The following is a 21728-nucleotide window of genomic DNA, read 5'->3' as shown; positions in this document are numbered from 1 at the left end:
ACAAGTTTTGCTGCAATGCTCTCACGCCCTCGTGTCTGTTGGGCCGGAAATGTTTCACATTTCCTTTCGAACGGGCTAGGACGAGGGTCGAACGTTACAGGATAACATCAATGAGTCTCATTCCAGACATCACCGAGTTGCTGGCCCGGGCGCGTGCCGACCTTCGGATGGGCGTTCCGGTCGTGCTGACGGATGACGGGGATTTCAGCGTTGTCGCCGTCGCCGCAGAGACACTCAACCCGCAGCGTCTGGCGGACCTGAGGGGTCTGGGCGACACGCCTGTGGTTGCCATCACCGGACGACGGGCCGAAACGCTCAAAGCCCGCGCCTATGACGGTGATCTTGCTCGGGTCGTGATTCCGGCCGAGGCTGATCTGGGGTGGGTGCAGGCGGTTGCAGACCCGTCCGATGACCTGAATGCCCCGATGAAGGGGCCCTTGATGACTCAGCGCCAGGGCAATGCACACCTTCATCGCATCGCAATCGCACTGACCAAATCCGCCCGCCTGCTGCCGGCCGCTGTGGTGGTTGCGGTCGAAAACGGCCGGGCCTTTGCGGCGACACACGGTCTGACCTGCATCGACCACACACGCGCCGCGCCGCATCTGGCCGATCGCAGCCCCTTGCACGAGGTGGTGGCCGCGCGCCTGCCGATGGAGGTGTCCGAGGCCGGTCGTCTGCACGTCTTCCGCCCAGAGGACGGTGGCGAGGAGCACTATGCCATCGAAATCGGCCGCCCGGATCGCTCGAAACCTGTTTTGGCTCGGTTGCATTCGGCCTGTTTTACCGGTGATCTGATGGGCAGCCTGAAATGCGACTGCGGCCCGCAACTGCGCGGTGCCCTGGCCCAGATGGGGGCCGAGGGGCATGGCGTTCTGCTGTATCTCAACCAGGAAGGTCGCGGGATCGGCTTGGCCAACAAAATGCGCGCCTATTTCCTGCAGGATCAAGGCTTCGACACGGTCGAAGCCAACCACCGGCTTGGGTTTGAAGATGACGAGCGCGATTTCCGCCTGGGATCGGACATCCTGAAATCGCTCGGGTTCAGTTCGGTCCGGTTGCTGACCAACAACCCGGCGAAGATCGCAATGATGGAACGGACCGGGATTGCCGTTACCGAGCGTGTGCCGCTGAAGGTCGGGGAAACCGCCCACAACCGGGCCTATCTGGCGACCAAGGCCTCGAAATCGGGCCACCTGCTGTGAGCCCTCTTGATCTGGTGGTGACGCCGACCGGAGTACGGTTCTTCGGCCGCAGGTTTCCCTGCACCCTCGGCAAAGGTGGCCTTAGCAACCACAAGCGCGAGGGCGACGGGGCCACCCCCACAGGGCACCACCACATTGTCGGAATGCTGTACCGCCCGGATCGGATTGCGCCTCCCGCCCCGTGGGCTTTGCCCATCGGGCCGGGCGATCTGTGGTCGGATGACGATAGGGATCAGGACTACAACCAACACGTTCGCGCGCCCTATCCATGCAGTCACGAACGCCTGCGTCGGGCAGACCCGCTGTACGATCTGGTGCTGATTACCGATTGGAATTGGCCCGTCGCCACACCGGGCAGCGGATCAGCGATCTTTCTGCATCAGTGGCGCAGACCGGGCTATCCGACCGAAGGCTGCGTGGCGTTCCGGCGCGACGATCTGCACTGGATCGCGCGGCGCGTCGCACCCGGAACCCGGATCATCATTCCGCGGGTTTGACCCGGTCACCAAAGATGGCCGACCCCACCCGGACATGAGTTGCACCCAGCGCGATCGCGGTTTCAAAATCGCTGCTCATCCCCATGGACAGGCCATCCAGCCCGTTCCTGCCCGCGATCTTGGCCAGCAGAGCAAAATGCAGCGCGGGCTCCTCGTCGACGGGCGGAATGCACATCAACCCACGCACCGGCAGGTCAAGTGATCGACATTCGGCGACAAAATCATCGGCCTCGGCGGGTATAACCCCGGCTTTCTGGGCCTCTTCGCCGGTATTCACCTGAATGAACAGATCAGGACACTGCCCCAGCTCTTGCGCCAGCCGCGCAAGGGTTTTGGCCAGTTTGGGACGGTCGACCGAGTGGATCGCGTTGCACAGTTCCATCGCCTGCCGCGCCTTGTTGGTTTGCAGCGGACCAATCAGATGCAGATCAATATCGGAATAGCTTTCACGGAAGGCGGGCCACTTGCCGGCGGCCTCCTGCACCCGGTTTTCACCAAAACACCGGTGACCCTGCTTCAACACGGCCTCGACCCGGTCGTTGGGCTGCACCTTGGATACGGCAATCAGCCGGACCGAGCCCTTGGGGCGGCCGGCTGCGGCTTCGGCCTTAGCGATGCGGGCGGTGATTTCTTGCAGCGACATGGATTCCCTCTGTTTCCATTTGTCCGCAGAAAAACACCATGTCGGCGCAAATGAAAAGGGCGGGTCCGAAGACCCGCCCTCAAACCTAACGGTTCAGATCAACTTAGAAGTTGAACTGAGCACCGAAGTCAGCGCGCAGGCGGCCGTCGCCGTCGCCAACTTTCGACTGGCCGATACCACCGCGCAGCGATGCACCGCCGCCCAGGTCGTAGATGGCGCCAATGCCGTACTGCTGGGTGTCGTTGTCAGCCGAACCGTCGCCGTAAGCGAAGGTCAGGGTGGTTGCAGCGCCAACGTTGTAGGCTGCCGACAGACCGTATGCAGTGCCGTTCAGCGAGTCGTCTGCAACGTCATCGTCTGCGACGAAGATGGTGCCCGAGAAGTCGCCGAATTCAGCACCCAGAGTCAGGACTGCCAGGCTCTGCTTCTCAACAGCGTCGCCGATGGCGCTGGTTTCACCATAAGCAACAGCTGCGGTGAAGTTGTTGAAGCTGTAGGTGAAGCTGATGTCCCAACGGTCTGCGCTGTCTGCAACACCGTTCAGGCCAAAGGTTGCCTGGTCGTACGACGCGCCGAAGGCGAAGTCACCAACTGCGTACTGGAAGAACACAGCGTTCGAACCTGCACCGGTCGACGAGTAGCCCAGGAAGCTGTAGTCAACGCCCGAGTACTGGCCGATGAAGTTTTCCAGGCCCGGCTCGTTACCGTAGTAGTTTGCCAAGTTGTCGAACGAACCAGCAACGTTGCCGGCGTCAACACGCAGACCACCATAGATGACCGAGAAGCGAGCGCCGTTCAGGCCGGCTGCGTTTGCTTCGCCGGTGTTGGCGTTTTCGTCAGCCTGCAGACGAACACGTGCTTCAAAGCGGACGCCACCGTCGGTTTCCGCGATGCCGTCGATGTTCAGGCGGAAGCGCGAGACCAGGATGGTTTCGTCGGTTGCAACGGTTGCGGTGTTTGTGGTGGTCTGGTCGGTCAGCGTGGTGGTCTGACCAGTGTTGGTCGCACCGCTGGTGGTCGTGGTGGTCACGCCAGTGTTGGTGACGGTCACGCCGGTGTTGAAGTTGGTCACAACGCCGGTACGGTCTTCCAGGTAACCGATACCAAAGCGGCCATAACCGCTGAACTTAACTTCGGCCGCGGCAACCGATGCGGTTGCGATCAGTGCGGTCGATGCGAAGAGAACTTTTTTCATCTTGTTTCCCTCGGTTTCAATAATTTCTACTCGACACATACCTGCTGCATATGTCTCAGCACGCAGACCGTTTCGCTCTTTTTGCCCCTGTTGCGCAAGCATGCCTTGGACAGCTTCGGTTCTTTGACCCCAAATTGGTGCAAGGATGCCACAGTCGAATTCACCCCGATATTTCAGCGGCACCGGTACGTAAGCCAAGAATGGGGTTGTTGCAGCACAGTACGTTGTCTAGGAGTATCTCCTAGCAAAGCAAAACATGTGAAAACAGGACCTGCCGACGATGCGCCTGCTGACGATTTTGGGTTTGACCGTTTTGACTGCCTCCGTTTCTGCGTGCGGACAGAATCGGAGCACGTCGCCCAACCCCAATGTTCTATCCGCCGACGGCAGCTCGTCCGAGGCCCGCGAGCTCAATGATCCGAATCGTTCGACCATCTGGGATGTGTTCGGCCCCAACAACTCGGAACAGGTCACCCAGGTCAACCGGTACCTGTGGGCGGCGTCGCTGGATGTGCTCAGCTTCCTGCCAGTACAGGAGGTGGATCCGTTTACCGGCGTTATCATAACGGGTTACGGCAAACCGCCGGGCGGCGGGCGGTCCTATCGGGCGACGGTGCACATCAGTGATCCGGCCCTGGCGGCGCGGTCCCTGTCGGTGGCGCTGCAGACCAGCGGAGGCGCTCCGGTCAGCGCGGCGACCACGCGTGCGGTCGAAGATGCGATTCTTTCGCGGGCGCGTCAGCTGCGGATCGCGGACAACAAGCTCTAGCAACCCGCAGAAAATCACAATATTACCACGCCGGGCCCCTGCCCGGCGTTTTCATTCACGAAGGACCGCATGATGTCGCGTTACTCGGCCAACGAAATCGAAGCAAAATGGCAAGAGGCCTGGGACAAGGCCGGGATCTTCACCGCCAAACGGACGGCGGACAAGCCGAAATACTATGTGCTGGAAATGTTCCCCTATCCGTCGGGGCGCATCCACATGGGGCATGTGCGCAACTACACCATGGGTGACGTGATCGCGCGCCACAAGCTGAGCACCGGGCACAACGTTCTGCACCCGATGGGCTGGGACGCTTTCGGGATGCCGGCGGAAAACGCGGCCATGGCCATCGGCGGCCACCCCAAGGACTGGACCTATGGCAACATCGCCGACATGCGCGCGCAGATGAAGCCGCTGGGCCTGTCGATCGACTGGTCGCGCGAATTCGCGACCTGCGACCCGGAATATTACGGCCAGCAGCAGGCGCTGTTCCTGGATATGCTGGATGCGGGGCTGGTCTATCGCAAAAACGCCGTGGTCAACTGGGACCCGGTGGACATGACCGTGCTGGCCAACGAACAGGTGGAAAACGGCCGCGGCTGGCGCTCAGGCGCATTGGTCGAGCGGCGCGAGCTGACCCAGTGGTTCTTCAAGATCTCCGAGTTCTCGGAAGAGCTTCTTGATGCGCTGGATACGCTCGACAACTGGCCCGCCAAGGTGCGGCTGATGCAGGAAAACTGGATCGGCAAGTCACGCGGTCTGGAGTTTTCCTTCGAGCGCACCGACGGCAGTGCACCCATCACCGTCTATACCACGCGGCCGGACACGCTGTTGGGGGCGTCTTTCGTGGGTATCTCGCCCGATCACCCGATCGCCAAGCAGCTTGAGGCCGAGAACCCCGAAGTCGCTGAATTCGTTGCCGAATGCCGCAAGGGCGGCACCACGGAAGAGGCCATCGAGACCGGCGAGAAGCTGGGTTTCGACACCGGCATCCGCGTCAAACACCCGCTGGACCCGAACTGGGAACTGCCGGTCTGGATCGCGAATTTCATCCTTATGGATTACGGCACCGGCGCGATCTTTGCCTGCCCCGCGCATGACCAGCGCGACCTGGATTTCTGCCGCAAATACGACCTGCCGGTAATCGACACCTTCTTTGCCCTGGATGACGACACGCCGGTGGACAAGATCGCCTTCGTCCCGCCGAAAGAGCAGAAGGTGCGCTGGGTCAACCATTTCGCCGGTCTGACCGAGGCCACCGGACAGGAAGCCATCGACGCGACTATCGACTTTGCCGAGAAGGCCGGCTGGGGCAAAGGCGTGACCAAGTACCGCCTGCGCGATTGGGGCCTGTCGCGCCAGCGCTACTGGGGCTGTCCGATCCCGGTGGTACATTGCGACGATTGCGGCGTGGTGCCGGAGAAAAAGGAAAACCTGCCGATTCGCCTGCCCGACGATGTCACCTTCGACAAACCGGGCAACCCGCTGGATCGTCACCCGACCTGGCGCGACTGTGCCTGCCCGTCCTGCGGCAAACCGGCCAAGCGCGAAACCGACACGATGGACACTTTCGTCGATTCGTCGTGGTATTTCGCCCGTTTCACCGCCCCGCGGGCGGAAACGCCGACCGATCTGGCCGAAGCCGAGTACTGGATGAACGTGGACCAGTATATCGGCGGCATCGAACACGCGATCCTGCACCTGCTGTATTCGCGGTTCTTCGCCCGCGCCATGCACATCACCGGGCATCTGCCGAAAAAGGCGATCGAGCCGTTCGACGCGCTGTTCACCCAGGGCATGGTCACCCATGAAATCTATCAGACCCGCGACGACAAGGGCCGCCCGGTTTATCACCTTCCCGAAGAGGTCGAGGACGGCAAGCTGAAGGCGACGGGCGAGCCGGTCGAGATCATTCCCTCGGCCAAGATGTCGAAATCGAAGAAGAACGTGGTGGACCCGGTCAGCATCATCTCGGCCTTCGGGGCGGATACCGCGCGCTGGTTCGTGCTGTCCGATTCGCCGCCCGAGCGTGACGTGGAATGGACCGCCGCCGGCGCCGAGGCCGCGCACAAGCACCTCAGCCGCGTGCATCGCATCGTGTCCGAGATCGCCGCATCCGACGCCCCGGCCAATGCCGAGGACGAAGCGCTGCTGCGCGAGATGCACAAGACCATCCATGACGTGACCGGCGGGGTCGAATCCTTCGGCTTCAACGCCTCGATCGCCAAGCTCTATGCCTTTACCAACACGCTGGCCAAATCCAAGGCGGGCGCGCAGGCCAAGCGGCAGGCGGCCATGACGCTGGCGCAGCTGATGTCGCCGATGACGCCGCACCTGTCCGAAGAGCTGTGGCAGATGCTGGGCGGCGAAGGGCTGGTGGCGCTGGCGCCCTGGCCGGTGGCGGACGAGTCGATGCTGGTCGATGATACCGTCACCCTGCCCATCCAGATCAACGGCAAGCGCCGTGCCGAAATCAGCGTGGCCAAGGATCTGGACAAGACGCAGGTTGAAAGAATCGCGCTCAGCACCGAAGCTGTGCAGAAGGCGCTGGATGGCGCTGCTCCGAAAAAGGTGATCGTTGTTCCGGGCCGGATCGTGAATGTCGTTGTTTGACCGCAGAAACCTGCTGCTTTCGTTGGCGGCGTTGACCGTGGCGCCCGCTTGTGGGTTCCAGCCGGTTTATGCCCCGGGCGGCGCTGGCAGCGAATTATACGGCAAGGTCGCCGTGTCAGCGCCAGATTCGGTCGAAAGCTACCTTCTGGTGCAGAATCTGGAGCAGTCCCTCGGGCGCAGCGTCAGTTCAGCCAAGGATTACAGCCTGAATGTGCAGGTCTCTACGGTGACCCGCGGGGCCGCCATCACGACCTCGAACGAGACCAACCGGTATTCGATTGACGGGCGCGCCAGCTATACGCTGAGATCCAATGAAACGGGCCAGATCCTTGTGTCCGGCACTGTGGCCGATTTCGTAGGTTACTCCGCCGCGGGGTCCACCGTTTCCACGCTCGCTGATGAACGGGATGCCAAAGAGAGGCTGATGGTCATCCTGTCCGATCAGATCGTCACGCGCCTGTATTCCGCACCGGGCCTGGCTTCATGAAGCTGTCCCCGCGCGACGCCGAGGGGTATTTCGCCAAACCTGACCCCGACAAGACGGGATTGTTGATCTACGGCGCCGACGCGATGCGCGTCGCGCTCAAGCGCCAGCAGGTATTGGCCGCGCTGTTGGGCCCGGGTGCCGAAGAGGAAATGCGCCTGACCCGTCTTCCGGCCTCGGATCTGCGGGCGGATCCTGCCCTTCTGCTGGATGCCGTGAAGGCTGTCGGGTTCTTTCCCGGCGCGCGCGCCGTATTCGTCGAGGATGCAACCGACGCCGCAACCCCGGCGATCACCGCCGCGCTCGAGGATTGGGCGCCAGGCGACGCTCAGATCATTGTGACCGCCGGGCAGCTCAAGGCCAGCTCGAAGCTGCGCAAAGCGTTCGAAGGCCATCGGGCCGCCTATGCGGTCGGGATCTATGACGATCCACCGTCGCGCGCGGAGATCGAGCGTGTTCTGGCCCAAGCCGGACTTGCGAGCGTTCCCCGTGACGCGATGTCCGTGCTCAGCGATCTGGCCACCGAACTCAGCCCGGGCGACTTTGCGCAAACCGTTGAAAAGCTGTCTCTGTACAAACGCGGTGATGCCTCAGACGTTGCCGTCGAAGACATCGAGGCCTGCGCGCCGCAATCCAATGAGGCGGCCCTGGATGACGTTCTCAACGTCGTTGCCGAAGGCCGATCCGGTGAAATCGGGCCCCTGATCCGGCGGTTGCAGGCGCAGGGAACAAATGCGGTGTCCCTGTGCATCGGCGCGACCCGCCATTTTCGCACGCTCTATGCCTGCGCCTCGGACCCCGGTGGCGCAGCGCAAGGGATCGGCAAACTCCGGCCGCCGGTTTATGGCAAGCGGCGTGACCGCATCCTTCGGCAGGCGCAGACTTGGGGCGCGCACAAGCTGCAGACGGCTTTGACCGTGCTGACGGATACGGATCTGTCTCTCCGGTCGGCAGGGCAGACTGCCCCGGCCATGGCCCTGGTCGAGCGCGCTCTGATCCGGCTGGCCATGCTGGCGCGGTCACGCTGAATTGAACTGACGGCGCGTCCGACTTGACGCGGCGGCGCAGTCCCCCACCCTGACGCCAGAGCAACCACGTAGGAGCATGACATGTACAAGATCTACGGGCGCATCCAGAGTCGTGCCTCTCGGGTGATCTGGCTATTGGAGGAACTGGGGCAGGACTATGAGTGGATCGATGCGGGCCCGCACGACCCGCGCGTTCTGGACCTGAACGGCACGGGCAAGATTCCTGTCCTGCAAGATGGTGATGCAGTCATTTCGGACAGCGCGGCGATCATGACTTATCTGGCGGACAAGCACAGGGCCTTCACCTACCCCGCCGGCACCCCGGAACGGGCCGAGCAGGATTCGTTGTTGCACGCGCTGTTGGAAGAATTCGATGCTCCGCTGTGGCTGGCCGCCCGCCATATGTTCATTCTGCCCAAGGACAAACGCGTTCCACAGGTCGTCGAAACCGCCCAGTGGGAGTTTGACCGCAGCTTTCAACACATGGGACAGCGATTCAAAGGGCCATTCCTTCAGGGCGAGCAGATGACGATCGCGGACATCCTGTGCATTCACTGCATGAGCTGGGCAAAATCGGCTGGCTTCCCGATGAATTCAGACAGCCTGAAAGCCTACGGCAAGCGCGTTCGCGAGCGTCCGGCCTACAAGAAACTGGGTGAAATGGCCAACTCCGCCTAATCCGCTTGGGACAGCCCGGCCCATTCTGCAGCCGAGCGCCCCGCCCAACGACCTATCGCCAGGCATGCGGTCAGCAGATAGCCACCGGTCGGGGCTTCCCAGTCCAGCATCTCGCCTGCGCAGAACACGCCGGGCTTGACGTTCAGCATCAGCCCCGAGTCCAGCCCGCTTCTCGCAACCCCGCCTGCGGTCGAAATGGCTTCGTCCAGCGGGCGCAAGCCTGCGTTGCGAACAGGCAAAGCCTTCAAAGTCTTGACCCAATCATCCCGGCGCAGATTCTGCCCATGTGTCATTTCGTGGAACAAGGCGATCTTTGGCGGCGGCAGTCGCAGGCCGTTCTTCAACCAACGGGTCAAAGTGGTTTTCGGGCCAGCTTTTGACAAACGCCTGGACAGATCCTGAATCGTGCGGTCCGGCGCGAGGTCCACATACAGATCAGCACCCTGCCGCAGCGCGGGTGTCAGCGGGTAAAGACCGCCCCCTTCCAGGCCTTTGGCTGAAATGACCGCCTCGCCACGGCTGGCAAGGTCGCCCGCGCGCCACCGAACAGATTTCAGCGCCTGACCGAAATACGCGGCCATATGGGGGCTCCATTCGACGGACAGTGCGGCGTTCGATGGTGCAAAAGGGACCAGCGGAACCCCGGCATCGGCCAGAGCCGGCGCCCAGGCGCCATCCGACCCCAGACGCGCCCAGCTGGAACCGCCAAGCGCCAGAACCGTGACGTCAGCAACCACTTTCTGCCGACCTGCCGGCGTATCAAAGACCAGCGCGGGGCCGTCCCAACCCAGCCAGCGCCAACGGGTACGGATCTCGACCCGCATCTCTTCCAGCCGCGCCAGCCAGGCGCGCAGCAATGGCGAAGCTTTTTTTGATTTGGGAAATACCCGCCCTGTGGACCCCGTGAACAGATCTTGACCCAAGTCCCGCGCCCAGCTTTGCACGCTCTGCGCATCGAAGGCGGCAATCATTGGGTGCAACCAGTCCGCCGCATCGCCGTAGGCCGAAATCAGGCGGTCAAACGGCTCGTCCTTTGTCAGGTTCAGACCGGACTTCCCCGCCATCAGGAATTTGCGGGCCACCGAGGGTTTGGCCTCGGCAACCAGCACATTGTGCCCGGCCCCGGCAAGTTCTTCGGCGGCCATCAGCCCGGCGGGGCCTGCCCCGATCACCACTGCCTGTGCCATATCTGCCCTCTTGCCTCACTTGCGTTCAGCCGCGACTGTGTTCCGGTGATGACGAACAGCGATCCGATCTGCCCGCTCTGCAACCGCCCGATCCCGAACGGGACCGGCAGCCTGCACCATCTGATCCCAAAACTCAAAGGTGGCAAGGGCGGTCCCACGGTTCTGCTGCACAAGATCTGCCACAAGGAGGTGCACGCCACCCTGACCGAAGCCGAGCTTGCGCGAGACTTCAACACTGTCGAAAGCCTGCGCACGCATCCCCGGCTGAACCGATTTCTGGACTGGGTACGCAAACGTCCGCCTGGATTTCAATCCAAAGTCCCGGGCCGACGCCGCGGCCGTTGATCAGGCTGGCAGGAACGGGTCACCCATCGGGTCTGTTTCCGTTGCAGCCAGGCCCGCGACCTCGATGCCCAGAAAGTCTGGCGCGGCAACGATTCGCGCATCGGGAATATGCTGGTATTCCAATGTGGTATAGGGACGTTTCCACAGCCATTCGCGATTGGCCACCGCCCAGGGATCAGGGTCCGGCGGCACCTCGGTCGTGAAGGCATAGAAATGCAGATCAAACCCGTGCGAGGCCACGTCCTGCATGGAAAGCAGGCGCAGGCCCAAATCCCTGCAAAACGCATCCTCTGCCGAAATGTCGCCGGTCCGCAGAGTGATCTGGCCCACGGCGGCCTGTCCGAACGGGTTCTCATCCCGCTGCTTTTTGGGCCGCTTCCCCTCAAAATCATGCTGAAGAAGCTCGATCGAGAAGCCTTCGGGGTCCGAGAGGTGGCACATGTAACCGATATCTCGAAACTGGGCCGGACGGCTGACGTTGATGCCAGCGCGCCGAAGCCATTCCGCCGCTTGATCGAGATCTGGCAAGGTGATGCCGATCTTCCAGTATCTCTGACCCCGGTCGTGGGCGTATCCGCCGCCTTCGGGCAACAGCAGAAGGTCAGCGCTGGGCCCCGGATAGCCCACTCGCCGCGCATCTCCCTCGGCACGAACGACCATGCCGAAGTTTACCTTGTAGAACTCGGCCAGCCGTGCGGGATCAGCCACACGCAGGCGAAGGGCAGCGATCCTCATCCGCACATCCCGGCGATACCGGCCGCCGTCTGCGGATCAGCGGCTAGGCTGTCGGCAACCAGGTCCCGCGCGGCTTGCATCAGACCTTCCGGAGCGACCACCCGGTCCACCAGGCCAAAGGCAAGCGCTTCGTCCGCCGTGACCTTCTGGCCTGCCATCAGGATCAACTTGGTCCGGGCGGGGCCGATCAGCGCCCGCATGCGTTTCACGTCCGATGGCTGCGGCAGGAACCCCAACCGCATGACCGGGTAGAAGACCTTGGCCGTGGGCACCGCGATGCGCAGGTCACAGGCCAAGGCCATACCGTTGGCCCCGCCCGCCATGGTGCCGTTCAACGCAGCGACGGTCAGGCAGGGCAGCGCCGCGATGGCTCCGGACAGACGCTCCCACAGGTCCGAGGTCGCAAGGCCTGCCCGCGCCTCGTCCAGATCGGCGCCGGCACTGAACACCTTGCCCGCTCCGGTCAGGATCAGGGCGCGCGCCTCTTGGGCCGCTTCCGCGATCTGCAGCAGGTCCGACAACATGGCCCCGGTCAGGGCATTGGCCTTGCCGGGGTTGTTGATCGTAACCGTCCACAGACCGTCCTGCTGGGTCAGGTCGATCACGTCAGGCCGATCCTCTGGCGAATGTCATCACGGCGCAGCGAAATCTCGGTTCCCAGAAACTCGTCCGCATGTTCCGAGCACATCCACAGCAGCGCCCGCGCCGGCCAGTCGGCCGGGATGTGATCGTCCCAGTCCAACTGGCTGACCGGGTTGATGCCGCTGGCCTTGATGACCCGCTGCATGTCGGTCGCCACCGTGCCCGGGGACAGACCCATGGCACGTATGCCGTGATGCGCCTCTTCCAAATGCAGACATTCGGTCAGCATTTTCGCCCCGGCCTTGGACGCGCAGTAGTGGCTCCAGGCCTCGACCGGGTTCGAGGCGGCTCCGGAGGAAACGGTCAGAACCGTCCCGCCGCCTGCCGCCCGCATCAGCGGCAGAACCGCGCGCATCCCGTGGAACACACCTTTGAGGTTGATGTCGATGGCCTTGCTCCAGGCTGCTGGATCGGCATTTGAGAGGTGAAAAATCGGATCGATCACACCCGCATTGCCGATCAGCACATCCACGCGACCAAAGCGGTCGGCGCAATCCGCAACCGCTTGTTCCACCTGCGCAAAATCGCTGACGTCGCAGGACAGCGCGATGGCGTTCTCACCCAGTGCCGCGGCCAATGCATCGATCTGATCATGGCTGCGCGCTACCAGCGCGACATTGGCGCCGGCTGCGGCAAATACGCGCCCTGCTTCGGCGCCGATGCCGCGGCTGGCTCCGGTGATCAGTACTGTTTTGCCCTTCATATGCATCCTGTAATCCTTTTGGATTGAAATCGGGTAAAGTGGTACCGCGCAAACGGGGAAATCGTCCAGCCCTTGCCCCTTGACGGCAGCCGCGACAACCACGACCATGCGCGCAATTTTTACCGAGAAGGGTTCCCTAATGTCCGTTTTCTTCCGCCGCAGCTGCGGTGCCGCGCTGGCCTATGCCGTTGCAACCCAAGGCGCTTTTGCCGATCTGTCCGCCAACGATGTCTGGTCGGATTGGCAGGCCTACATGGGCAGCATGGGGTACACCATCACCGGCGAGCAGAACACCTCTGGCGACGTCACCACCATCACGAACATGACCATGAAGATGGACCTTCCCGAGGGAGAAGGCTCGTTCGACATGGTCGTTCCGGAAATGACCCTGACGGAAAACGGCGACGGAACGGTCAGCATCGAATTCCCCGAAAGCTTCCCCATGACGGTATCCGGCCAGGCCGAGGAGGAAGAATTCTCGGTGGATATCCTGTACTCGCAGACCGGGTTGAAAATGCTGGTTTCGGGGTCGCCCGACGACATGACCTATGACTACTCTGCCAGCAAGCTGGCGCTGGCGCTCGACAACATCATGGTCGATGGCGAAGCGATGCCCGACGACGCGCTGGATCTGGGTTTTGAGATGATCAACCTGGCCGGTGCATCCCGAATGCAGATCGGAGAGGGCCGCAAGGTCGACCAGAATTTCACCGCGGCAAACCTGACCTATGACTTGAATTTCCAAGACCCGGAAACGGGCGAAGATGCCCGCATCAACGGCAAGCTCGACCAGCTGGAGTTTGAAGGCAAGAACGTTATCCCCGAAGGCTTCAGCCTGGCGGACGTGGAAGGCGCATATGAGGCTGGTTTTGCCTTTGACGGGATCTTCACCTACGGCGCGGGCCAAACCAGCATCGCAGGCACCAGCGAGGGCGAGGCTTTCTCGATGGCCAGCAGTTCGGACGGTGGCCGCTTCGGTGCCAGTATCGACGCCGAGCGTCTGGCGTATGACGTCGAACAGAACAATGCAAAGCTCGAAGTAACCACGGCAGACCTGCCGTTTCCCATCGAGATTGCAATGGCGAAGGCCGGTCTGAAACTCGAGGCACCCATCCAGGCATCCGAAGAGGTTGAGCCGTTCGGCTTTGCGATGAACCTGACAGACTTCACCATGTCCGACATTCTGTGGAGCATGTTCGACCCCGCAGGCGCGTTGCCACGCGATCCAGCCACGATCGCGCTGGATGCAACGGGCACCGCAAAGGTTCTCCTGAACTTCCTGGACCCGGAAGTTGCCGAAGCATTGGAAGGCTCGGACGAAGTTCCGGCCGAACTGCATTCGCTCAAAATCAATGAACTGCTGGTCTCGATGGTCGGTGCCAAGCTGACGGGCACCGGTGATTTCACCTTCGACAACTCGAACACCGAAGAGTTCGGAGGCGTTCCGGCGCCGGCGGGTGAGGCAAACCTCCAGTTGGTGGGTGCCAACGCCCTGATCGACAAGCTGATCGGAATGGGGTTCATGTCCGAGAACGACGCCATGGGCGCGCGCATGATGATGGGGATGATGGCTGTTCCCGGCGACCAGCCCGACACGCTGAACTCCAAGATCGAGTTCACCAAGGACGGCCAGATTTTGGCCAATGGTCAACGGATCAAGTAAGCTCGCTTGGCCTGACCTTCGACCATGGGCGCGGTGTTCCGCGCCCTTTTTCTTTGGTCCGATGCAATCTCGGGCTTTTCAGGTCTTCAAATCAAGTTCCTGCACCAAAGCCCGGGCCATCCGACGCGTGACTCTGCGCCCATCAAAAAAGGCCTGATTGGGCAGGTCTTTTGCGATCGGCTTCATGTAGAAACGATAGAAGCCCTCGTAGAATTTGTAGTTGGTTTCGCACAGAAATAGTCGGCCCGTCTTTGCGCATGGTAAAATGTCATGCGCAAAGAAACCGACGCCGACCGCCTTTTTTACTGCGCTCGCGATTTCCCTGATCTGATCGGTGTTCGGAACAACCAGCTTGGAATGGAAATGGTTCAAGAGCTTGGCGTCGAGGGGTGTACCACGAGTTCGAACGTTTGGCTGCGGCCCCGCTCTAACCCAAGAAAACAGCACCTGTTCGCCCACCGCTTGCGCACGAATGCAGACGTGCCACATCTCACCTTCATACTCGTGACGACAATCGACATACTCGGTGTTGTAACGATCCGGGTCCAACTCTGCGGCATTCCCGACAAGCTGAACCGGAACATGAGCGTTCGAAACTTCGTTCGAGAACGCAGTTTCAAACGAAGACCCAGTTTCGATAAGCCGAGGCATTGGAACCCCTGCCGCTGTCAGAACCTTGTTCTGACGGATCTTGTGCCCGACGACGCGGCCATGTTCGACCGAGTGCAAAATCCTGTGGCCCAGTGCCTCGATTTCAGATTCCCGCGCACGCAGCCAGTCAACTTTTTCGTTCTGAACGACAAACAGCTCGTTGTAGTGAAGCAGAACGTAACTCTGCGGGTCGTCGATCGCACCGCGTGCCATCAAGTCGGCGAAGGGCAAAACCTCGGAGGGAACGCCCAGCTTACCCATCACCCGAGTCAGGCGCACGATGATGTTGCGGGACCCTTTGCCCTTGGCCAGGACGCCGGGCTCGTCAAACTCAACCACAAAGAAGCGCGCCAAACCTCATACCTCAAATTTCAGTGCCGCCGGGCGACCGGTCATTCTCTGCAGTCAGCTTACCCTGCAGCTGCGGCCCTTCCCAGCGGGATCTATTTCCGTAGACCCCGATTTCCCAACGTGCCGACACCATCCGTGACGCATTGGATATACCCAAGGGCTTGCGAGGCGGGTTGACCAAGGCTAGGTCCAATACAATCAATTGGAGGCACCATGACCCGATCACCCGAAGCAATCAGCCACGAAATGCTGGACCTGGCCCGCAAGGCCGGAGCCGAAGCGGCCGACACGATCGTGATCGACGGATCCTCGGTCTCGGTCGAGGTGCGTGGTGGCGCTTTGGAGCACGCCGAACGCGCCGAAAGCACCGACGTGGGGTTGCGTGTTTTCATCGGCAAGCAGCAGGCCATCGTGTCCGGCTCGGACAGTCGTCCCGAAACGCTTGCCGCCATGGCCGAACGGGCCGTGGCCATGGCACGCGAAGCGCCCGAGGATCCGTTCGCTGGCCTGGCAGATCCGGAACAACTGGCCAGCGGTTTTTCCGTCGACTCCTTGGAGCTTTTTGACCCCACACCCGAACCTTCAGCAGACGCTCTGATGCAGGACGCGCTGACCGCCGAGGCTGCGGCCCTGGCGGTGGAAGGCGTTACCCAGGTGTCTGATGCGGCGGCATCCTATGGTACTCACCGGGTTCATCTGTCCGCGACAAATGGATTTTCCGGTGGTTATGCGCGCAGCAGCCGCTCGGTTTCATGCGTGGCGATCTCGGGCGAAGGCACCGGGATGGAACGCGACTATGACGGAGACAGCCGCAGCTTTCAGTCCGACCTGCGCAGCCCCGACGAGATCGGCCGGATCGCGGGAGAGCGTGCCGTGCAGCGAGTGGGTGCCCGAAAGCCGGAAACAGGGCGTTTCCCGGTATTGTTCGACGAGCGGATCTCGTCCTCATTGATCGGGCATCTTCTGGCGGCCAGCAACGGCGCGGCGGTGGCCCGCGGTGCCTCCTGGCTCAAGGACAGCCTAGGCCAGCAGGTGCTGCCTGCACATCTGTCGCTGATCGAAGACCCCCATCGCCCCAGAATTGCGGGAACGCGCCCGTTTGATGCGGAAGGATTGCCGACCGCGCGCCGGATGATCGTCGAAAACGGCGTGCTGACCGGATGGACCCTGGATCTTTCAAGCGCGCGCAAACTGGGCATGAACTCCACCGGGAACGCCGCCCGTGGCGTGTCCGGTCCTCCATCTCCCAGCAACTGGAACCTGAGTCTGACTCAGGGCAAAGTCAGCCGCGACGACCTGCTTCGCGATATGGGAACGGGGTTGCTGGTGACCTCGATGATCGGGTCCACCATCAACCCCAATACCGGCGATTACTCACGCGGTGCGTCGGGTTTCTGGGTCGAAAACGGAGAGATCTCGCACCCGGTCAACGAATGCACCATTGCCGGAAACCTGCGGGACATGCTGATGCGGATCATCCCGGCCAATGACGCGCGTACCTATCTGTCCCGGGTTGTGCCCTCGCTTCTGATCGAAGGGATGACACTTGCCGGAAACTGACCTGTCCCTGCTGATCGACGCCGCACGGGAGGCCGGCCGGATCGCCGTCGCCTATGCGGGCCGCGAGATGCAGAGCTGGGACAAACCCAAGGGCGCCGGTCCGGTGACCGAGGCTGATCTGGCCGTAAACGCGATGCTGGAACAACGCCTGCCCAGCGCGCGGCCCGGATATGGCTGGCTGAGCGAGGAGACCGAGGACAATCAGGACCGGTTGACCCGTGACCGAGTGTTCATCATCGACCCGATCGACGGCACCCGCAGCTTTGCCGAAGGGTCGCGCACCTGGGCGCATTCATTGGCGGTCGCCGATCGCGGACAGGTCATCGCCGGCGTGATCTACCTGCCGATGCGCGACATGCTGTTTGCAGCCGCGCGGGGACTGGGGGCAACCCTGAACGGTCAGCCGATCCGGGTGACCGCGGCGGCCACAGAGGCCGAAGCCGAGGTTCTGGCCGCAAAGCCGAACCTGAATCCGGATCATTGGCAGGAGGGCGTCGCGCCGATATTCCGTCGGGCCTATCGCCCGTCGCTGGCCTACCGTATGGCGCTGGTCGCACAGGGCAGGTTCGACGGGATGCTGACCTTACGCCCAAGCTGGGAATGGGACATCGCGGCCGGGGACCTGATTCTGCGCGAAGCAGGCGGCACCTGTACTGACCGTACCGGGCGCCCGCTGCGGTTCAACAACCCCAACCCACGGCTGAACGGTGTTGTTGGCGCCGGGTCTGAATTGCATAAGGTGCTGATGGGTCGACTGGATCAGCCAATTCAGGGGCAGCGGGCATGAGCAAACCGCGATCCCTCAGCCTGGCGGCCTATCGCGCGTTGTCCTGGGGTGTTCCCAAGCCCACTGGACACAACACACCGCCTCGCCCCGCGGGTGAGTTGCTTTGGATTCATGTTGCCAACGAACAGCGCCTGCGCGCAGTGAACGACTTTTGCAAGCGGCTGCAGCAGTCCCGGCCGGGGCTGTCGATTCTGTTGACCGTCCCGCCTGACGCTGACCTGACACGCTGGGCAGGCTGCGACATGGAACTGGTTCCGCTGCCTGACGAAAAAACCGGCGCGGCGCGTGGATTCCTGGAGCACTGGCAACCCGACATGGGGCTGTGGGTCGGCGGCGGCCTGATGCCCAACGTGATCACCCGCGCGGCCGAACGCGGTATACCCATGGTCCTGCTTGAGGGCGAGAACGACGTTCGTGTTGCCTTTGTCGGGAAATGGCTGCCGGACATCAACCGCTATACCTTTGACTGCTTCCGTGCGATCCACGTCACGTCCGAGGACGCAGCCCGGCAAATCCGACGTCTGGGCGTCCCGGCTTCGAAGGTGGCACTGTTTCCGCCGCTCAGTATCAGCCCCACCCTTCGCCCCTGGCCCGAGGACGAGCTGATCGAGACGAACCATGCGTTGGCAGGGCGGCCGGTCTGGCTGGCGGCGTGGGTTGACGCCAAGGAATTCATCTCGGTTCTCAGCGCACATCGGCAGGCCATGCGGATGCTGCCGAGGCTGGCCCTGATCCTGCATGTCGCGGACATTTCCGAGGCGGCGCCCCTGCGCAAAAGGCTGGAAACGATGGACCTGCGCTGTGCCAACTGGGAAGATGGGGACATGATCGAAGACATGACCCAGGTCATCCTTGCGTCGGACCCCGAGGCCCTTGGCCTTTGGTATCGCGTCTCTCCGGTGACGTTCATGGGCAGCACGCTCGAGTCGGGAATAGGCGGGCATGACCCGATCGCGGCCGCAGCCTTGGGCTCGGCCCTGATCCATGGACCAGACGTGAGCGGCCACAAGGCCCTGTATGACGCGCTTGATGGTGTAGGAGCCGCTCGAGAGATTCGCACCGCCACCGAATTGGGCGACACTGTCGTTGAACTGCTGGCCCCGGACCTGGCCGCGAACATGGCCCTTGCCGGCTGGCAACTGGTGACTGAGAGCGCGCCCCAGGTGGATACTCTGATCGACATGGTACAGGAACATCTGGACCAGCACGGAGCGGAACATGAGGGCGCCTGAATTCTGGAACAACGCGCCGGATCACCCCGGCCTGCGCGCAAGACTGCTGGCGCCGCTGGGCCGCGTCTATGCGCGGGCTACGGCCCGGCGGGTGGCGTCGGGGCCCGGGGTTGATCCGGGTGTACCCGTGATCTGCGTCGGCAACCTGAATGCTGGCGGCACCGGAAAAACGCCGACGGCGATCTGGGTTCTTGAACAGCTGCGCGACGCGTATCACACGCCGCATTTGGTCACCCGCGGCCATGGCGGATCGCTTGAGGGGCCGGTTCGGGTGGACCCGATCCGACACACGGCGGCGCAGGTTGGTGACGAGCCATTGTTGCTGGCGGCATTCGCCGAGGTCTGGGTCGCCAAGGACCGTGCCGCCGGCGCCCGCGCCGCAGCCGAGGACGGCGCCACCGCGATCGTGCTGGACGACGGATTCCAGAACCCTTCGGTGGCCAAGACATTCTCGGTCGTCGTGGTGGACGCGGTCCGTGGCTTTGGCAACGGCTTGTGCCTGCCGGCCGGACCGCTGCGCGAGCCGGTCGACGTGGGGCTGCAACGGGCCGATCTAGTACTGTCGCTGGGCGACTTGGCCGCGCAGGAACAGTTCGCGCAGCAATGGGGCGACAAGCTGGGCGTTCCGCACGCAACCGGTCAGGTCATGGCACTGCAAACCGGGATGGACTGGAGCGAAACTCCGGTTCTGGCCTTTGCCGGTATCGGCCACCCCGAGAAGTTCTTTCAAACCTTGCGCCAACAGGGCGCGCGGCTGCTGCGGGCCGAGGCGCTGGACGATCACCAGCCGTTGACGCCGGCCCTGATGACCCGGCTGGAAAACGAGGCGCGGCTGCTGGGCGCGCAGATGGTCACCACCGAAAAAGACGCCGTTCGCCTGCCGCCCGCCTTCCGCAGCAAGGTCATCACCCTACCGGTGCGCCTGCAGGTGTATCAAGCCGACGACGTGCGTCAGCGGTTGCTGACGGCCGCGCCGCCGCCCTAGTCGTCTTCGCCCAGTTTCGGGGCGGGGCGCGACAGGTTCAGATCGGCATCCGAAAAGACGAATGGCGCGCGAATCCCCGGCACCCCGTCCAGGTCGATCTGCATGCCGCGTGCGATTACCTGCGGATCGGCCATGACCTCGTCCAGCGTATTGATCGGCCCGGCGGGGATGCCCTGCGCCTCGCAGGCGGCCAGCAGGTCGGCTTTGGCCCAGGTCGCCGTGGCCCCGTTCAGCCGTGCAATCAGGGTGCGGCGATTGGCCAGCCGGTCCTTGTTGTGCAGGTATTCGGGCGCCTCGGCCATGTCGGGCAGGTTCAACACCCGGCACAGGCGCTGATATTGCCGGTCATTACCGGTGGCGATGATGATGTAACCGTCGGCACAGTCGAACACCTGGTAGGGCGCCAGGTTCACATGCGCGTTGCCCATGCGCTGCGGCACTTGACCCGTGGTCAGATAGTTCAGCGCCTGGTTTGCCGTGACCGCCACGGCCACATCCAGAAGGGCCATGTCCACATGCTGCCCACGCCCTGTGCGCTGGCGCTGGTGCAAGGCGGCCAGAACCCCGGCCACCGCATAAATGCCGGTGAACACGTCGGTGATCGCCACGCCTGCCTTCTGCGGCTGGCCGTCGGGCTCTCCGGTCACGGACATCAGCCCGGACATGCCCTGGATGATGAAATCATACCCGGCCCGATGCGCATATGGCCCGGTCTGCCCGAACCCGGTGATGGAGCAATAGACGAGGCGCGGGTTCAACTGGCTGAGGTTGTCAAAGTCCAGCCCGTATTTCTTCAGCCCGCCGACCTTGAAATTCTCGATCACCACATCGGCGTCAGCGACCAGCGCGCGCACCTTCTGCTGCCCTTCGGGGGTCGAGAAATCGGCGATCACAGACGCCTTGCCGCGATTGGTCGAATGGTAATAGGCCGCCGAGACATCCTGATCGCGGGTCACGAAGGGCGGACCCCAGGCGCGGGTGTCGTCGCCGGCCGGGGATTCCACCTTGATGACCTCGGCACCCAGATCGGCAAAGGTCTGGCCGGCCCAGGGGCCAGCCAGGATGCGCGCCAGTTCGACAACCTTCAGACCGGCCAGAGGCCCGGTCATCAGTTGCCAAGTTCCTTTTCGATCAGCGCCTTGAACTCGTCATAGGACTGGTTGTCGACCTTCTGGCCGTTGACGACAAAGGACGGGGTGGCCTGGATACCGTCTTTCTCGGCGTTTTTCTGGTACCAGGCGACGAGGGTCTGCGCCTTGGTGCCGTCCTGCAGGCAGGCTTCCAGCTGATCGTTGCTCAGCCCGGCCAGACGGCCGATCTTGCGCAGTTCCTCTACGATCTCGGCCGGGCCGCCGGCGCGGGTCCATTCGGACTGGCCCTGATAGATCAGGTCGGTGATGCCAAAGAACTTCTCGGGGCCACCACAGCGCGCCACCATCGACGCCCAGATGCCGTAGCGGTCGAAATAGACCTCGCGGTAGATGAACTTGACCTTGCCGGTGTCGATGTATTCCTTCTTGAGCTGCTTGTACGGCCCCTGATGGAAGTTCGCGCAGTGCGGGCAGGTATAGGACGCGTATTCGATGATTTCGACCGGTGCATCCTCGGCCCCCTGCACCATCTCGACGATGGTCGAGGTGTCCAGATCGGCGTTTTGCGCTTCGGCGCTGCCGACCAGTTGTGGCACAGGCACGGTGCTTGGCGATTGGGTCAGCCAATAGCCGCCTGCGGCCAGCGCCACGGCCGCGCAGATTACGGTTGCAATACGGCTCATACTC

At 62.5% G+C, this 21728-nt stretch carries 22 protein-coding genes; 13 read left to right on the top strand and 9 right to left on the bottom strand.

The genetic code is table 11. The features are described 5' to 3' along the window. The first annotated feature begins 110 nt into the window (after window positions 1-110). Together ribA and AC2FM5_RS02200 are read left to right on the top strand one after the other, a co-directional pair. Entirely contained in the window at window positions 111-1205 is a 1095-nt protein-coding gene (ribA, locus tag AC2FM5_RS02205) for a GTP cyclohydrolase II (RefSeq protein ID WP_170406327.1), read from the top strand. After that, window positions 1202-1702, top strand: coding sequence for a L,D-transpeptidase family protein (locus AC2FM5_RS02200; protein WP_496733653.1), 501 nt, complete (start codon window positions 1202-1204; stop codon window positions 1700-1702). The genes ribA and AC2FM5_RS02200 overlap by 4 nt, the downstream gene beginning before the upstream one ends. On the opposite strand, the gene AC2FM5_RS02195 is transcribed toward AC2FM5_RS02200, so the two are convergent. Together AC2FM5_RS02195 and AC2FM5_RS02190 are read right to left on the bottom strand one after the other, a co-directional pair. Then, window positions 1686-2345 carry a YggS family pyridoxal phosphate-dependent enzyme gene (locus AC2FM5_RS02195; RefSeq protein ID WP_496733652.1) on the bottom strand — a complete coding sequence of 220 codons (660 nt, stop codon included), beginning with the start codon at window positions 2343-2345 and terminating at the stop codon, window positions 1686-1688. The two genes, AC2FM5_RS02200 and AC2FM5_RS02195, sit on opposite strands and share 17 nt — an antisense overlap. A gap of 103 nt (window positions 2346-2448) precedes the next feature. After that, a complete protein-coding gene (locus AC2FM5_RS02190; RefSeq protein ID WP_496733662.1) occupies window positions 2449-3540 on the bottom strand; it encodes a porin in 1092 nt (363 codons plus the stop codon). Between the two features lie 280 nt (window positions 3541-3820). Between AC2FM5_RS02190 and AC2FM5_RS02185 the strand changes: the two genes are divergently transcribed. The 5 genes from AC2FM5_RS02185 (at window position 3821) to AC2FM5_RS02165 (ending at window position 9109) form a co-directional block, all read left to right on the top strand. After that, a complete protein-coding gene (locus AC2FM5_RS02185) occupies window positions 3821-4309 on the top strand; it encodes a DUF3576 domain-containing protein (RefSeq protein WP_170341302.1) in 489 nt (162 codons plus the stop codon). A gap of 72 nt (window positions 4310-4381) precedes the next feature. Beyond that, the gene (gene leuS, locus AC2FM5_RS02180; protein WP_496733651.1) at window positions 4382-6919 is read left to right on the top strand and encodes a leucine--tRNA ligase; all 2538 of its coding nucleotides are present in this window, start codon (window positions 4382-4384) and stop codon (window positions 6917-6919) included. Further along, a complete protein-coding gene (gene lptE / locus AC2FM5_RS02175; RefSeq protein ID WP_170342238.1) occupies window positions 6906-7406 on the top strand; it encodes an LPS assembly lipoprotein LptE in 501 nt (166 codons plus the stop codon). The genes leuS and lptE overlap by 14 nt, the downstream gene beginning before the upstream one ends. Continuing rightward, window positions 7403-8431, top strand: a complete 1029-nt coding sequence (gene holA, locus AC2FM5_RS02170) for a DNA polymerase III subunit delta (RefSeq protein ID WP_170342235.1) — start codon at window positions 7403-7405, stop codon at window positions 8429-8431. Before lptE ends, holA begins: the two co-directional genes overlap by 4 nt. An 81-nt stretch (window positions 8432-8512) precedes the next feature. Further along, window positions 8513-9109, top strand: coding sequence for a glutathione S-transferase family protein (locus AC2FM5_RS02165; RefSeq protein ID WP_496733650.1), 597 nt, complete (start codon window positions 8513-8515; stop codon window positions 9107-9109). On the opposite strand, the gene AC2FM5_RS02160 is transcribed toward AC2FM5_RS02165, so the two are convergent. Beyond that, entirely contained in the window at window positions 9106-10296 is a 1191-nt protein-coding gene (locus tag AC2FM5_RS02160) for a TIGR03862 family flavoprotein (protein WP_496733649.1), read from the bottom strand. The genes AC2FM5_RS02165 and AC2FM5_RS02160 overlap by 4 nt on opposite strands. 48 nt (window positions 10297-10344) lie before the next feature. Between AC2FM5_RS02160 and AC2FM5_RS02155 the strand changes: the two genes are divergently transcribed. Beyond that, complete coding sequence (locus tag AC2FM5_RS02155) at window positions 10345-10641, top strand: HNH endonuclease (RefSeq protein WP_170342229.1); 297 nt, start codon at window positions 10345-10347, stop codon at window positions 10639-10641. Here AC2FM5_RS02155 and AC2FM5_RS02150 read toward each other — a convergent pair whose 3' ends face one another. From AC2FM5_RS02150 to AC2FM5_RS02140, 3 genes are read right to left on the bottom strand one after another with little or no spacing between them, the layout of a single operon-like run. Then, window positions 10642-11376, bottom strand: coding sequence for a VOC family protein (locus AC2FM5_RS02150; RefSeq protein WP_496733648.1), 735 nt, complete (start codon window positions 11374-11376; stop codon window positions 10642-10644). After that, on the bottom strand, window positions 11373-11981 hold the full coding sequence (locus tag AC2FM5_RS02145; protein ID WP_496733647.1) for an enoyl-CoA hydratase/isomerase family protein: 609 nt from the start codon (window positions 11979-11981) through the stop codon (window positions 11373-11375). The genes AC2FM5_RS02150 and AC2FM5_RS02145 overlap by 4 nt, the downstream gene beginning before the upstream one ends. Then, complete coding sequence (locus AC2FM5_RS02140; RefSeq protein ID WP_496733661.1) at window positions 11978-12727, bottom strand: SDR family oxidoreductase; 750 nt, start codon at window positions 12725-12727, stop codon at window positions 11978-11980. The genes AC2FM5_RS02145 and AC2FM5_RS02140 overlap by 4 nt, the downstream gene beginning before the upstream one ends. A gap of 133 nt (window positions 12728-12860) precedes the next feature. On the opposite strand from AC2FM5_RS02140, the gene AC2FM5_RS02135 reads away from it, so the two are divergent. Beyond that, window positions 12861-14384 (top strand): DUF2125 domain-containing protein, encoded by a 1524-nt coding sequence (locus AC2FM5_RS02135; RefSeq protein WP_222457603.1) that lies wholly within the window; start codon window positions 12861-12863, stop codon window positions 14382-14384. Window positions 14385-14462: 78 nt separating this feature from the next. On the opposite strand, the gene AC2FM5_RS02130 is transcribed toward AC2FM5_RS02135, so the two are convergent. Next, the gene (locus AC2FM5_RS02130; protein ID WP_496733646.1) at window positions 14463-15374 is read right to left on the bottom strand and encodes a hypothetical protein; all 912 of its coding nucleotides are present in this window, start codon (window positions 15372-15374) and stop codon (window positions 14463-14465) included. A gap of 225 nt (window positions 15375-15599) precedes the next feature. Here AC2FM5_RS02130 and AC2FM5_RS02125 point away from each other — a divergent pair, with 225 nt between their 5' ends. From AC2FM5_RS02125 to lpxK, 4 genes are read left to right on the top strand one after another with little or no spacing between them, the layout of a single operon-like run. After that, window positions 15600-16946 carry a TldD/PmbA family protein gene (locus AC2FM5_RS02125; protein WP_496733645.1) on the top strand — a complete coding sequence of 449 codons (1347 nt, stop codon included), beginning with the start codon at window positions 15600-15602 and terminating at the stop codon, window positions 16944-16946. Beyond that, window positions 16933-17733, top strand: a complete 801-nt coding sequence (locus tag AC2FM5_RS02120) for a 3'(2'),5'-bisphosphate nucleotidase CysQ (protein WP_496733644.1) — start codon at window positions 16933-16935, stop codon at window positions 17731-17733. The genes AC2FM5_RS02125 and AC2FM5_RS02120 overlap by 14 nt, the downstream gene beginning before the upstream one ends. Next, window positions 17730-18965, top strand: coding sequence for a 3-deoxy-D-manno-octulosonic acid transferase (locus tag AC2FM5_RS02115; protein ID WP_496733642.1), 1236 nt, complete (start codon window positions 17730-17732; stop codon window positions 18963-18965). The genes AC2FM5_RS02120 and AC2FM5_RS02115 overlap by 4 nt, the downstream gene beginning before the upstream one ends. Continuing rightward, entirely contained in the window at window positions 18952-19950 is a 999-nt protein-coding gene (lpxK, locus tag AC2FM5_RS02110) for a tetraacyldisaccharide 4'-kinase (RefSeq protein ID WP_496733640.1), read from the top strand. The genes AC2FM5_RS02115 and lpxK overlap by 14 nt, the downstream gene beginning before the upstream one ends. On the opposite strand, the gene AC2FM5_RS02105 is transcribed toward lpxK, so the two are convergent. Further along, window positions 19947-21059 carry a CaiB/BaiF CoA transferase family protein gene (locus tag AC2FM5_RS02105; protein ID WP_170360785.1) on the bottom strand — a complete coding sequence of 371 codons (1113 nt, stop codon included), beginning with the start codon at window positions 21057-21059 and terminating at the stop codon, window positions 19947-19949. The genes lpxK and AC2FM5_RS02105 overlap by 4 nt on opposite strands. Next, window positions 21059-21724, bottom strand: coding sequence for a DsbA family protein (locus tag AC2FM5_RS02100; RefSeq protein ID WP_496733638.1), 666 nt, complete (start codon window positions 21722-21724; stop codon window positions 21059-21061). Before AC2FM5_RS02100 ends, AC2FM5_RS02105 begins: the two co-directional genes overlap by 1 nt. Window positions 21725-21728: the final 4 nt, after the last annotated feature.

It is taken from the genome of Ruegeria sp. BHSA162 (genome assembly GCF_059613385.1).
The sequence above is the reverse complement of the archived record's forward strand: the minus strand, read 5'-3'. Positions and strand labels throughout refer to the sequence as shown.

Bases quoted from the DNA above. Each gene is read 5' to 3' on its own strand.
- ribA (WP_170406327.1), top strand. From the start codon at position 111: ATGAGTCTCATTCCAGACATCACCGAGTTGCTGGCCCGGGCGCGTGCC.
- AC2FM5_RS02195 (WP_496733652.1), bottom strand. From the start codon at position 2,345: ATGTCGCTGCAAGAAATCACCGCCCGCATCGCTAAGGCCGAAGCCGCA.
- AC2FM5_RS02190 (WP_496733662.1), bottom strand. From the start codon at position 3,540: ATGAAAAAAGTTCTCTTCGCATCGACCGCACTGATCGCAACCGCATCG.
- AC2FM5_RS02185 (WP_170341302.1), top strand. From the start codon at position 3,821: ATGCGCCTGCTGACGATTTTGGGTTTGACCGTTTTGACTGCCTCCGTT.
- leuS (WP_496733651.1), top strand. From the start codon at position 4,382: ATGTCGCGTTACTCGGCCAACGAAATCGAAGCAAAATGGCAAGAGGCC.
- lptE (WP_170342238.1), top strand. From the start codon at position 6,906: ATGTCGTTGTTTGACCGCAGAAACCTGCTGCTTTCGTTGGCGGCGTTG.
- holA (WP_170342235.1), top strand. From the start codon at position 7,403: ATGAAGCTGTCCCCGCGCGACGCCGAGGGGTATTTCGCCAAACCTGAC.
- AC2FM5_RS02165 (WP_496733650.1), top strand. From the start codon at position 8,513: ATGTACAAGATCTACGGGCGCATCCAGAGTCGTGCCTCTCGGGTGATC.
- AC2FM5_RS02160 (WP_496733649.1), bottom strand. From the start codon at position 10,296: ATGGCACAGGCAGTGGTGATCGGGGCAGGCCCCGCCGGGCTGATGGCC.
- AC2FM5_RS02155 (WP_170342229.1), top strand. From the start codon at position 10,345: ATGACGAACAGCGATCCGATCTGCCCGCTCTGCAACCGCCCGATCCCG.
- AC2FM5_RS02150 (WP_496733648.1), bottom strand. From the start codon at position 11,376: ATGAGGATCGCTGCCCTTCGCCTGCGTGTGGCTGATCCCGCACGGCTG.
- AC2FM5_RS02140 (WP_496733661.1), bottom strand. From the start codon at position 12,727: ATGCATATGAAGGGCAAAACAGTACTGATCACCGGAGCCAGCCGCGGC.
- AC2FM5_RS02135 (WP_222457603.1), top strand. From the start codon at position 12,861: ATGTCCGTTTTCTTCCGCCGCAGCTGCGGTGCCGCGCTGGCCTATGCC.
- AC2FM5_RS02125 (WP_496733645.1), top strand. From the start codon at position 15,600: ATGACCCGATCACCCGAAGCAATCAGCCACGAAATGCTGGACCTGGCC.
- AC2FM5_RS02115 (WP_496733642.1), top strand. From the start codon at position 17,730: ATGAGCAAACCGCGATCCCTCAGCCTGGCGGCCTATCGCGCGTTGTCC.
- lpxK (WP_496733640.1), top strand. From the start codon at position 18,952: ATGAGGGCGCCTGAATTCTGGAACAACGCGCCGGATCACCCCGGCCTG.
- AC2FM5_RS02105 (WP_170360785.1), bottom strand. From the start codon at position 21,059: ATGACCGGGCCTCTGGCCGGTCTGAAGGTTGTCGAACTGGCGCGCATC.
- AC2FM5_RS02100 (WP_496733638.1), bottom strand. From the start codon at position 21,724: ATGAGCCGTATTGCAACCGTAATCTGCGCGGCCGTGGCGCTGGCCGCA.